We start from the raw sequence: 11,301 nt of genomic DNA, 5'->3' as shown, positions 1-11,301 counted from the left end.
ATATATGAAGTTTGTGTGCAATAACCTTATAGTAGAAGATAAGATCTCGTAAATTCTTTGATTAATTAAGCTCCAGTCCATACATAAAAAAAGGACTGCCATAAATGGCAGTCCTAATTGTATTTGATAAACTATTTTTTCTTTGATTAAAACTTGTATTTAGTCCATCCGAATGCTGATACATCAGCACCTTTTAAACCGTCTTTAGCTGTAGCAGTAGTTCCAGTAACTGTTTTTACTTTAGCTTTGTCAAGGTTGTTTTCTTTTACAATAGTATATTCAATAGAAGTTCCAGCAGCTGCATCACCGTTTTTGTCTGTGTAATCAGCTAAGTCAACCACTACTGCACCTTTATCATCAAGGACATTAGTTTTAGGGCCAAATTTCACGAAAGCATTCGTAATTGTAGCTTTAGCACCTCTTCTGATTTTGAATACATCGTGCATTGTTAAGTTAGCACCAAGACCTGGAGCATTGTTGATAATTGTAATACCATCAACTTTGAAGTTTGATTGGTTTACATGGGTTGGAGCCTTACCATCCATGTTACCATCAGCTTCGATACCACGAGGGTCAACAGTTACAGGTAAGTAACCTTCTTCACGGATACCATAAACGTTTTTCACAGTTCCAGAATAACCTTCAGTAAAGTCGAACATATCATCAGTACAGTTAACTACTAAGATGTTCGTAGCGTTTACTGAACCACCGAAGAATTCGATTGCATCATCATCACCGTAAGCAAGGTAGATGTTTGATAAAGTAGTTTTGTTACCAACACCGTTTAAAGTAAGACCGTTGTGTTCTTTTTCTTCAGAAATACGTGCACCAGTATATTCAATTCTAACATAGTTAAGAATACCTGAGTTATCATCCACTACACTACCACCATATTTGAATGCTTCACCGATTTCGGCATTGTTTTCTGTAACTTTACCAGCATCACCTGAGATTGGAGCCTTACCATTGATTAATACACCACCCCAATCACCTTCTTTAGGTTTTGCAGCTTTAGAAGTAAATACGATTGGTTTGTCAGCAGTACCATTAGCCATGATCTTTCCACCACGTTCAACCATTAAGTAAACGTCAGTACCACCATCTAATGCTTTAATTACTGTACCTGCAGGGATAGTTAAAGTTACTCCATCTTGAACATATACCGCTCCTGTCATTGTGTACTCGATATTCGCATCTAAAGTTGTGTTTTTAGTGATTTTACCGATAAGGTTTTCTTCTCCCTTCTTGTCAATTGGCTTAACTGTGTTGTCAGTTGAACAAGCTGTAAATGCTAGAGCGCTAGCTGCTAAAATTGAGAATAATTTTGTCTTCATAATCTTTTAATTTCTACACAAAGAAACCGCTATGGATTAACCTTTATGTTAGTTATTTATTAATTTATTGTTAAAATTTATAAGATACACCTGCACTGAAATCAATTCCACGTTTGAAACTTTCGACAAGGATACTTGGAGCACCATTTGCGAATTCACGATTGTATTGTCTTTCAGGATTTAAGATGTTTTCTGCTTTAATATTGATTCCAAATTTCTTGTTGATTGTACCATTCATTACGAAATCAAGGGTTGGATATCCTTTTTCCATTACGTTTTTATAGCCATTGGTTCCCAATGCATAAATACGGTCAGAGAAGTAGTTCAAGACTAGGGTTGGTTGTAAATCAAAGTTTTTGAAATACGCTTTATACGAGATATCTGCATTCACTAGGATTGGAGAAGCACCTTCCAACATATCTTCGGTACTTTCAAATCTTGCGAAAGAGTAATCTAATTTTTGTTTAGAATATAGGTATGAGAAATTCAAGCCTGCTGAAAGAACATTTTCACCAAAGTCACCAGCTGTACGCAATAAGTCTTTTTTAACTTCTAACTCAGCACCTAATACTGTTGCTTGGCTACCTGTATTAGCAAATGTAAATGGGTTACCAGCAGAGAAGATTTGAATTCTCGAGATTGGGTTCTTGATATGTTTATAGAATACACCTACTGAAACTAGATCACCGGCACCTGGGTATAATTCCCATTTTAAGTCAGCATTGATTACTTCCGAAGGAACTAAGTTACTATTACCTTGGGTTGTGATATTTTGACCATTATAAAGCATTGGCGCAATCTCGATAAATTGAGGTAAGATATAGGATTGACTTCCTGAAGCTCTCAAGATCATCTTATCTGTTAAACTATATTTAAGGTTCAAACTAGGTAATAAGTAGTTCTTGTCTATAATAGAAGGACCATTCACGTCGCTATTACCAACGTTGGTATTGTATGTAACAGTTTGTTTGACTTTGTCGAAACGAAGACCAACCAATGCTGTAAATTTCTCATCGAATTGGTAAGTCAAATTCGCCAATGCAGAATGAACATCTTTATTTCCTAAGTAATAGAAAGGATCCACATTACTTCTACCACGTCCAGTTTCGATATTGTATTTAGTTCCAAGATTTTCTTGTGTAAAGAAGTTGTCTAACCCATTGATATCAGCTGTTTCAGGATAAGGAGGGGTTAATTTGAAGGTATAGATGGTTGCTTTAAAATCTCTCTTTACAATATTACCGTTATAACCGAAGTCAATTTTTCTTTCAAAATCTTGATTATCACCTAATTTGTAAGATAAGATCGCTTTTGCAGTCAAACCTTTTTCATTCATGTAAGAATAGAATCTTTCATTGCTATTTGCAGAACTAGTGTGGAAAGCATATTTATCATTTCTGAATAATAGCTTGTTACTTCTACGATCAGGTTCATTTCCGATGGTATAGTTAAATCCTAATCCTAAATCAGCAGAAAGTTTTTCTGTCAGGTGTAATCTTGAAAGTAATTGGTTTACAAATAAATGGTTATCATTTATTTGTTGTCTTCTGTTTAATTCTTTATCACCTTCTAATTCATTTTCACCCATACCGAACATATCCCAAATAGTTTGAGTTTGGTCATGGATATAAAGTGAATTGTAGCTGACGTAACTATTATTCCAAGTGTAACGAACATTCAACATACCGTTTTGTGATACATTGTACTCATTCGATGAATAATCTTTATCTAAATACAGTTTACCTTCGTTATTTGCCGCTTGGAATTTACCTTCATAGAAGCGGTATTTACTTTCCATTCCAGCTGTAAAGAATACGCTTAAAGGATTATTATTAATCAAGAATCTTTTATTTGCTGCTAGCTTGATTCCAGAGTTAATCAAGTTTTTGATTGGGGAAGGAGTCCAAGCATTTTGGAAACCATAAGTATTCAAATCAGCAAGTGGAGGTTTAGATCCAGCAGGAAGAGTCCCGAACCAGTTAGTTCCATCAATTCTACGGAAATTATCTTGACCGATTGTTTGAGAGTTACCACCACCCGAAATTCCGATCTCAAAGCTGTTTCCAGTAGCCTCTTTGGTGAAGATATCAATATTTGCACCTGCTACATCACCAGAGATAGTCGGGTTAAAGGTTTTGTTCACATTGATATTTTGGATCACATCAGTACCAAAGAAATCAAGGGAAACGTTTTTATACAATGGATTTTCAGAAGGCAAAGGCAAACCATTTAGGGAAGTAGAGTTATAACGATCACCTAAACCACGTACCAATACGTTTCTTACACCTTCTTGTCTAGAAACACCGGCCATTTTAGTCAATGCTGCCCTTGCATCGCTAACACCTTTTCTAGAAAGTTCTTGAGCTCCAATGGACTCAATCATCAGGTTTGATTTTTTTCTTTCTTCCAATAGCGCCAATTCAGTGAATTTCTCACGGCGTCTAGTTACCACGACTTCTTCGATTACGGCATCTACATTTTTAAGTGCAAAAGACAAGAACTCAGTGTCGTTGGATTGAAGGGTAAAGTTAAGTTCTTGGGCATCGTAGCCCATTAGAGTTGCACGAATTAGGTATTCTGCAGATTTATCACTAGGTAGCGGGATGTAAAATTCTCCCTTGTCATTGGTAGTTGTTCCTAATTGGGAGTTAGCAATTGTTACTGTAACACCTGCCAGCGGTTGGTAAGACTCGATGTCGACAACCGTTCCTTTTACTCCAAATGGTGCTTGCTGAGCATAAGTCATTAATACGCCTAAGCATAGGACCAACAATGAAAATAGTTTTTTAATACAATTCATACTATGTTAATATTATGTTGCAAAAGTATAATCGCATTGTTACGTGAATATTAACACTCCATTATGTTAATATTAGTCTCTGGTTAATTAATTGTTAAGACATCTATTAGTCAAATTGTTACCCTTTAGATTGGTTTTAGCCAACAATTAGTGTTATTTTGCAACAAAGAAATATTATGAGCGATTTTGTATTAAAGACTTCCAATTTATCGTATCAATATCCAAAAGGTCCCCAATTATCTTTTCAAGATTTACAACTTTCTGACCAGGAGCATACTCTAGTTTTAGGGGACTCAGGTTCTGGGAAATCCACTTTATTGAATCTAATTGCAGGATTTTCATTACCGACAACTGGCGAGGTAATTATTAAGGGTCAGAATTTATACCAACTTTCGGGGAGTGATTTGGATAAATTCAGAGCGCAAAACCTAGGATTTATTTTTCAGGAGGCTCATTTATTAAAAAACTTAAATGTAACAGAAAATATCAAATTAGCTCAGAGTTTGGCAGGTCTTGCTACGGATGCTTCAGCGATCCAAACCTTGTTGGAGAAATTACAACTTGGAGGTTATGGAAACCGGAAGCCCAATGAATTAAGTCGGGGTCAGGTTCAACGAGTGGCCATTGCAAGAGCATTGATCAATAAACCGGCTTTATTGATTGCGGATGAACCAACGGCTGCATTGGATGATAAAAATACTTTTCTAGTAGTGGAATTAATCAAGGAACTGGCGAAAGAACAAGGCAGTACCTTATTAATATCGACCCACGACAAGAGATTGAAGGATGAATTTACAAACAACTATATATTAGCTGCTCAATAAGATGAATACATTACAATTAGTTTGGAAAAACATATCACAACAATGGGGATCCACTTTGTTAAGTATCATCCTAACTGCATTTGGCGTTGCGATTTTGGTCAGTATCTATATTACAAGCGATACGTTTGAAAAACAACTGGATAGTAACAGTAAGCAAGTCGATTTAGTGGTGGGTGCAAAAGGAAGCCCATTGCAATTAATTCTAAGTTCGCTATACCATGTAGATAACCCAACAGGAAACATCAAACTGGCCGAGGCAGAAAAGTTGATGCAGAATCCATTTATTGAGAAAGCAGTTCCAATTTCCTTAGGAGATAATTTCAAAGGACATCGTATTGTAGGTACTGACACCAGTTTTATGGGCCTGTATGAATTGCAACTTGCTGAAGGGAAATTATGGGGGAAAAGTTATGAGGTTGTCATTGGAAGTGAAACTGCGAGAAAAAATAAATTAAAATTAGGTGATAATGTTCATGGCGCCCATGGTTTGGCTGAAAATGCACATGTTCATGAAGACCATCCTTTTACTATAGTAGGTATTTTAAAACCTTCAGGATCCATTGTTGACAATCTGTTGTTGACGAATTTGGAAAGTGTGTGGGATATTCATGGTATTGGTCATGAAGACCATGATCATGAGCATGACCATGCAGAAGGAGATCATGATCATGACCATGCTGACCATAGTCATGAACAGGATGATCATCAACATGAGGCTGGTCATTCACATGAGGATCATGATCATGCTGACCATGACCACGATCATGCGCATGAAGCCGAAACTCCTCAAACAAGTCCATCAGCGCAGGTAACTGAAGATAGTCTTGTAACCGAGCGACCAAGATCGGATGTATTTGTAAAAAGTATTGCTGATGACATTGTTCAAGATAAAGGATTAGAAATTACTGCTTTATTGGTGAAATTTAGCAGTCCTGCAGCCATTGGGGTTGTTCCTAAATTGGTGAACCAATCCACAAGCATGCAAGCGGCATCGCCGGCATTAGAAACAGCCCGTCTATTTTCATTGATGGGGGTTGGAATTGACTCCTTGGAGATCTTGGCATACGTGATTATGATCATTGCAGGTTTGAGCGTATTTATTAGTTTATATAATGCATTGAAAGACCGCAAATATGATCTTGCCATCATGCGGACCTTAGGCGCCAGCAAAATTAAACTATTCACTATGCTGATTGTCGAAGGATTAGTAATAACATGTATCGGAGGGATTCTAGGATTATTGATTGGACATATCGGACTATATTTGATCAGCACCCAAACGAGTCAAAGTGCTGACTTTATACATGCATTCCAGATTTATAGTAAAGAATGGTTAATTTTGCTTACTGCTTGTTTGATTGGTGTGATTGCATCGATCATCCCTGCGGTGAAAGCATACAACACAACAATTTCTACCATTTTAGGTAATAAGTAATGATGAAGAAGATTTTATTTACAGTATTCGTATTGATGATGACAGTGAGCTTTTCAAAGGCTCAGATTGGGAATTATAGCAGTGAGGCTCAGGTACCGGATCATACTCCAATGATGAACAGCACCTGGGAGGCCATTGATAAGATGATGTATAAGGTTTCGACGGTTGGAAATAAAAAAGTTTATACCCCCACCTATCCACCTGCATTAAAAAAATTGGAAAACACCGTGGTAGATTTACCAGGTTATATGGTTCCATTGGTAAGTGGAAGAAACCACAGTACTTATATGTTATCGGTATTGCCGATCACGCAATGTCAATTTTGTGGTACTAATGGTATTCCGCCAATGGTAGAGATTTTTATGAAAAAAGGTACTGTTAAATTCACGGACGAACCGATCAAGATCAAAGGCAAGATGAAATTTAATCCGGAGCCATTAAAAGGGAATGCCGAGATTCAAATTATTGATGCGGAATTAGTAAACTAACGGTTTAGAAGCGCAATTTCTGCGCAGGCATATAAAGCGGCCGTTTCTGTGCGTAATCTGGCTTCTCCTAGAGAAACTGGAATAAAACCTACAGAAATGGCTTTTTCTATTTCTGATGGGGAGAAATCTCCTTCAGGGCCAATCAGGATAAGGTAGTTTTGATGAGGCTTAAATTCTTGATTCAGGAACTTCTTATCTTGATCTTCAACACAATGAGCAATGGCTTTATTCAGTGATTGATGGTCTGCAATATTCTTCAGGAAGGAATCTAAGGAGGTAGCTTCGTTTAGAACGGGCATATAAGCCTTTAGAGACTGTTTCATCGCGGAGACGATTACTTTATTCAAACGTTCAGTTTTTACGTCCTTACGCTCAGAATGCTCCGAAATAATAGGTGTAATTTCTTGAATTCCGATTTCAGTTGCTTTTTCCAAAAACCATTCGATACGATCAATATTTTTGGTAGGAGCTACAGCAATATGCAAATGATATTGCGGCTTCTGAAATTCGGCTTGATAAGAAAGAATGTTTAATTGAGTTCTTTTTGGATGTGGATCTGAAATCTCAGCATCATAGAATCCCCCTACTCCATCAATGAGTTGAACTTTGTCACCTTGATTCAATCGCAATACACGAACAGCATGCTTACTTTCTTCTTCAGAAAGCTGATAAGATTTTTGTTCGGGAATTAAATCAGCTGTATAGAATAAATGCACAATATCAATAATTATTCTTCGTCCTCGTCGTTTGCAGTTTCGACAAGATCAAGTTTTACAAATTCAATATTTTGCTGTGTTTTTTTGATAATGGTAAATCTATACCCAAGTTCTTCAGTACTATCGCCTACATCAGGGATTTTTTCAAATAAATGAGAAACCAATCCAGCTACAGTATCGTAATCAGAACTTTCAGGTAATTCTAAAGGAAGATATCCATTGGCATCATGCACACTAGCACCTGCGTCTACCATAAACTCCGTTTCAGAGATTTGCTCAACAACTGGTGTTTCTTCATCATACTCATCCTGGATCTCTCCAACTAACTCTTCTACAATATCCTCCAAGGTCACCATCCCTGCCGTTCCACCAAATTCATCAAGTACAAATGCGATCTGAATTCTCTTTTGTTGGAACTCAGTCATTAAGTCATTGATTTTCTTTGTTTCCGGGATAAAATAAGGCTTACGCATGATATTCTTAAGAACGACCTCTTTTCCTTTAACTAATAAAGGAAGGATATCCTTCGTATGGACAACACCGATAATTTGGTCGATATTATCATCATAAATAGGAATACGTGAGTACCCTTCTTCAGTCACAGTATTGATAAAATCTTCAGCAGAATCGTCTTTATCGACCGCTACGATCTTGGTTCTAGGAACCATAATATTCTTAACAATCCGCTCATTGAAATCGAATACATTCTTGATCAATTCATGTTCTGCATTGTTCAATGCACCGCTTTCTTTACCTTTCTCAAGAAGGTATTGTAATTCTTCAGAAGAGTGGCTGGCTTCATGCGCACTTACTTGAATTCCGATTAATCTTAAAAGGAAATTTGCAAAGCCATTCAAACACCAGATTATAGGTCTGAAGATGTAATAGAAAAATTGAAGGGGAAGCGCCACTTTCATTGTAGTAGCCACGGGTTTTTGGATCGCAATAGATTTAGGTGCTAATTCACCAAAAACAATATGTAAGAAGGTAATGATACTAAATGCAAGGACGTGTCCTAGATTAGTAGCTAATTTACCAGTAAGTTCAATGCTGAATACTCCGAAGATTTGATGCACAATTTTGGTCATCACGGCTTCACCCACCCAACCAAGTGCTAGGGAAGCCAGGGTGATACCTAATTGAGTCGCTGCGAGGTAGCCATCCAAATGTTCAGTAATGTTTTTAGCCATTTTGGCCACATTACCTCCGGATTTAGCTTGCAGCTCTATTTGAGAGGCTCGGACTTTAACAATAGCGAATTCAGCTGCAACGAAAAAACCATTTGCAAGCACTAAAAAGATAGTCCAAAAAATATCAATTGCCATGATTTAGGTTTTTATTAGCGAATTCTTTCTTGTACAATTCTAAACTCTCTAATATAACATTTTGAGCGATAGCTCGATTACTTAATTTATTAATAATAACTTTTTTTCCTTCAAGGTTTTTATACTCTTGAAAGAAGTTCACGATTTCTTTCATGGTATGGGGAGGGAGTTCGGAGATATCGTTGATATAATTTACGGCCATATCATTTTTAGCTACGGCAATAATTTTATCATCTTGATCTCCAGAATCGGTCATGCTCATCACACCAATGACCTTAGCATCTACTAGGGATGCAGGAACAAGATCCACTGAACATAGCACAAGTATGTCCAGTGGATCTTTGTCGCCACAGTAACTTTGTGGAATAAAACCATAATTAGCAGGATAGACCATTGAAGAATGTAAAACTCTATCCAACTTAATCATTCCGGAAGCCTTGTCAATTTCATATTTCCCTCTGGATCCTTTTGGGATTTCAATGACTGCAGTTACAGTATTTGGAACATCTTTCCCAGGGGAAACTTGATGCCAAGGGTGCTGTTCTTGTCCTAGCCCAGTAAGGCTGGAAAACATTAAGAACAGGGACAATAAAATTGAGAGGTCCATGAAAATGGTTACTTAGTCCTAATTTCTTTATTGTAAAGTTCTACACTTTCCATGATGATATTTTGGGCATAAGCGCGGCCATAAAGATTTTCGATGGTCACATTTTTGCCTTCAAGTGCTTTATAATCTTGGAAGAAGCGAACGATTTCCTTCATTGTATGAGGAGGTAATTCAGATAGGTCGTTAATGTAATTTACGGACATATCGTGTTTAGCTACAGCAATGATTTTATCATCTTGTTCACCATTATCAATCATGTGCATAACACCGACAACTTTGGCTTCGATCATACACATAGGGTAAACATCAACTGAACATAAAACCAAGATATCCAAAGGGTCTTTATCGTCGCAATAAGTTTGAGGAATGAATCCGTAGTTTGCAGGATACATTACAGAGGAGAACAAAACGCGGTCTAATTTAATCAAACCACTGTCTTTGTCGATTTCGTACTTCGCTTTAGAACCTTTAGGAATTTCGATAATGGCATTTACGGAGTTAGGCAAGTCCTCACCAGGAGACACTTGATGCCAAGGATGTTGTGTACTCATTAAATAATTACTGTTTGTTTATTTCGTTTTTCGTTTTTCTATTTTTCAACCACTTTTTAAGTAGTGCAATTGCAATTGGAAGGAATGCTATGACGATTAGACCGACGATGATATATTCAACATAGTCAATAATCCAAGGGAATTTAACGCCCAAATAGTATCCAGTTAGTGTTAACAAGGACACCCATAATAATGCTCCCAAGATGTTATAAAGGACGAACTTCCTGAAGTTCAGCTGTACAACACCTGCAAATATCGGTGCAAATGTACGAATAATGGGTACAAATCGTCCAATTATTAATGCAGTTCCGCCATATTTCTGGAAAAACTCTTCCGCCATGATGACATATTTGCGTTTAAAAAGGATGGAATCCTTTCGTTTAAACAGCATTGGACCCGTTCGATGGCCAAACCAATAGCCTGCGAAGTTACCGAGTATTCCGGCGGCTAATATGCCGAAATAAAGTGTAACAATATCTACATCTATTTTATGAAGGGCACAGAAAAGACCTGCTAAAAACAGCAAATAATCTCCTGGAAGGAAGAATCCAAAGAAGAGACCGGTTTCGGCAAAAACGATAAGACAAACGATGTAGAACCCACCGTGACTTAAAAGATATTCAGCATCTAGCAATTGTTGAAAAGACAACAAGTATTCTTGCATAGTTAAGTATATTTCCCGCTATGAAATTAAGCTGGGTTTGTTATTGTTGAGATTGCTTCACGAATATTGTCTGCAATAGTATTCATTGTTTCCTCTGAAAGTTTCAACTTTGGTTTTTCAAAGTTCATGTCATGGACATGATTCAAAGGCATCAAGTGAATATGAGCGTGGGCAACTTCTAATCCTACTACAGCTACACCGACTTTTTTACATGGATAAGCTTGTTTGATTCCTTGCGCTACGATTTTAGCGAAAACCCACATTCCCATATATTCTTCGTCATTAATATCAAAGATATAGTCTGTTTCTTTTTTGGGAATTACTAGGACATGTCCTTCTGTTAGTGGATTTACATCTAAAAAAGCTAAGTAATCATTGCTCTCGGCAACTTTATAGGCAGGAATTTCTCCTGCAACGATTTTAGCGAATATGGTTGACATAAACTATAGTTCAATTTCGTGAGAAACAAAGATAATAATTTTGTGCAGATATGAACAGGAAATAGCCCCCATAACAGCGTAAGATTTAACTTGAATGTGACATTTAATGATTTCTTA

General features: G+C 37.0%; 11 protein-coding genes. 3 read left to right on the top strand and 8 right to left on the bottom strand.

What is annotated here, in order from left to right:
* Positions 1 to 146: 146 nt before the first annotated feature.
* Together PZ892_RS04300 and PZ892_RS04295 are read right to left on the bottom strand one after the other, a co-directional pair.
* Positions 147 to 1,334 (bottom strand): hypothetical protein, encoded by a 1,188-nt coding sequence (locus PZ892_RS04300; RefSeq protein ID WP_182499340.1) that lies wholly within the window; start codon positions 1,332 to 1,334, stop codon positions 147 to 149.
* Between the two features lie 70 nt (positions 1,335 to 1,404).
* Complete coding sequence (locus PZ892_RS04295) at positions 1,405 to 4,134, bottom strand: TonB-dependent receptor (RefSeq protein WP_277712149.1); 2,730 nt, start codon at positions 4,132 to 4,134, stop codon at positions 1,405 to 1,407.
* Between the two features lie 176 nt (positions 4,135 to 4,310).
* Between PZ892_RS04295 and PZ892_RS04290 the strand changes: the two genes are divergently transcribed.
* The 3 genes from PZ892_RS04290 to PZ892_RS04280 are packed head-to-tail and all read left to right on the top strand — an operon-like array spanning position 4,311 to position 6,881.
* Positions 4,311 to 4,958, top strand: coding sequence for an ABC transporter ATP-binding protein (locus tag PZ892_RS04290; protein WP_094255119.1), 648 nt, complete (start codon positions 4,311 to 4,313; stop codon positions 4,956 to 4,958).
* 1 nt (position 4,959) lies between these two features.
* Positions 4,960 to 6,393: an ABC transporter permease gene (locus PZ892_RS04285; RefSeq protein ID WP_182499338.1), complete on the top strand. Its 1,434-nt coding sequence runs from the start codon at positions 4,960 to 4,962 to the stop codon at positions 6,391 to 6,393.
* The gene (locus tag PZ892_RS04280; RefSeq protein ID WP_094255121.1) at positions 6,393 to 6,881 is read left to right on the top strand and encodes a hypothetical protein; all 489 of its coding nucleotides are present in this window, start codon (positions 6,393 to 6,395) and stop codon (positions 6,879 to 6,881) included. Before PZ892_RS04285 ends, PZ892_RS04280 begins: the two co-directional genes overlap by 1 nt.
* On the opposite strand, the gene PZ892_RS04275 is transcribed toward PZ892_RS04280, so the two are convergent.
* The 6 genes from PZ892_RS04275 to PZ892_RS04250 are packed head-to-tail and all read right to left on the bottom strand — an operon-like array spanning position 6,878 to position 11,184.
* A complete protein-coding gene (locus PZ892_RS04275) occupies positions 6,878 to 7,597 on the bottom strand; it encodes a 16S rRNA (uracil(1498)-N(3))-methyltransferase (protein WP_182499337.1) in 720 nt (239 codons plus the stop codon). The two genes, PZ892_RS04280 and PZ892_RS04275, sit on opposite strands and share 4 nt — an antisense overlap.
* An 11-nt stretch (positions 7,598 to 7,608) precedes the next feature.
* The gene (locus tag PZ892_RS04270; RefSeq protein ID WP_094280849.1) at positions 7,609 to 8,922 is read right to left on the bottom strand and encodes a hemolysin family protein; all 1,314 of its coding nucleotides are present in this window, start codon (positions 8,920 to 8,922) and stop codon (positions 7,609 to 7,611) included.
* Positions 8,912 to 9,496, bottom strand: coding sequence for an inorganic diphosphatase (locus PZ892_RS04265; protein WP_182499409.1), 585 nt, complete (start codon positions 9,494 to 9,496; stop codon positions 8,912 to 8,914). The genes PZ892_RS04270 and PZ892_RS04265 overlap by 11 nt, the downstream gene beginning before the upstream one ends.
* 41 nt (positions 9,497 to 9,537) lie before the next feature.
* Entirely contained in the window at positions 9,538 to 10,080 is a 543-nt protein-coding gene (locus tag PZ892_RS04260) for an inorganic diphosphatase (protein WP_094255125.1), read from the bottom strand.
* 7 nt (positions 10,081 to 10,087) lie between these two features.
* Entirely contained in the window at positions 10,088 to 10,744 is a 657-nt protein-coding gene (locus PZ892_RS04255; protein ID WP_094255126.1) for a VTT domain-containing protein, read from the bottom strand.
* Positions 10,745 to 10,770: 26 nt separating this feature from the next.
* Positions 10,771 to 11,184 (bottom strand): HIT family protein, encoded by a 414-nt coding sequence (locus tag PZ892_RS04250; protein ID WP_094255127.1) that lies wholly within the window; start codon positions 11,182 to 11,184, stop codon positions 10,771 to 10,773.
* Between the last annotated feature and the right edge of the window lie 117 nt (positions 11,185 to 11,301).

Origin of the sequence: Sphingobacterium sp. WM, from assembly GCF_029542465.1 — a bacterium.
Lineage (GTDB): Bacteria > Bacteroidota > Bacteroidia > Sphingobacteriales > Sphingobacteriaceae > Sphingobacterium > Sphingobacterium cellulitidis.
This window is presented reverse-complemented; position numbering and strand designations above follow the sequence as displayed.

Excerpts from the sequence above, each read along its gene's own strand:
- PZ892_RS04260 (WP_094255125.1), bottom strand. The coding sequence starts at position 10,080 with ATGAGTACACAACATCCTTGGCATCAAGTGTCTCCTGGTGAGGACTTG.
- PZ892_RS04255 (WP_094255126.1), bottom strand. The coding sequence starts at position 10,744 with ATGCAAGAATACTTGTTGTCTTTTCAACAATTGCTAGATGCTGAATAT.
- PZ892_RS04290 (WP_094255119.1), top strand. The coding sequence starts at position 4,311 with ATGAGCGATTTTGTATTAAAGACTTCCAATTTATCGTATCAATATCCA.
- PZ892_RS04285 (WP_182499338.1), top strand. The coding sequence starts at position 4,960 with ATGAATACATTACAATTAGTTTGGAAAAACATATCACAACAATGGGGA.
- PZ892_RS04295 (WP_277712149.1), bottom strand. The coding sequence starts at position 4,134 with ATGAATTGTATTAAAAAACTATTTTCATTGTTGGTCCTATGCTTAGGC.
- PZ892_RS04250 (WP_094255127.1), bottom strand. The coding sequence starts at position 11,184 with ATGTCAACCATATTCGCTAAAATCGTTGCAGGAGAAATTCCTGCCTAT.
- PZ892_RS04265 (WP_182499409.1), bottom strand. The coding sequence starts at position 9,496 with ATGTTTTCCAGCCTTACTGGGCTAGGACAAGAACAGCACCCTTGGCAT.
- PZ892_RS04280 (WP_094255121.1), top strand. The coding sequence starts at position 6,393 with ATGATGAAGAAGATTTTATTTACAGTATTCGTATTGATGATGACAGTG.
- PZ892_RS04300 (WP_182499340.1), bottom strand. The coding sequence starts at position 1,334 with ATGAAGACAAAATTATTCTCAATTTTAGCAGCTAGCGCTCTAGCATTT.
- PZ892_RS04270 (WP_094280849.1), bottom strand. The coding sequence starts at position 8,922 with ATGGCAATTGATATTTTTTGGACTATCTTTTTAGTGCTTGCAAATGGT.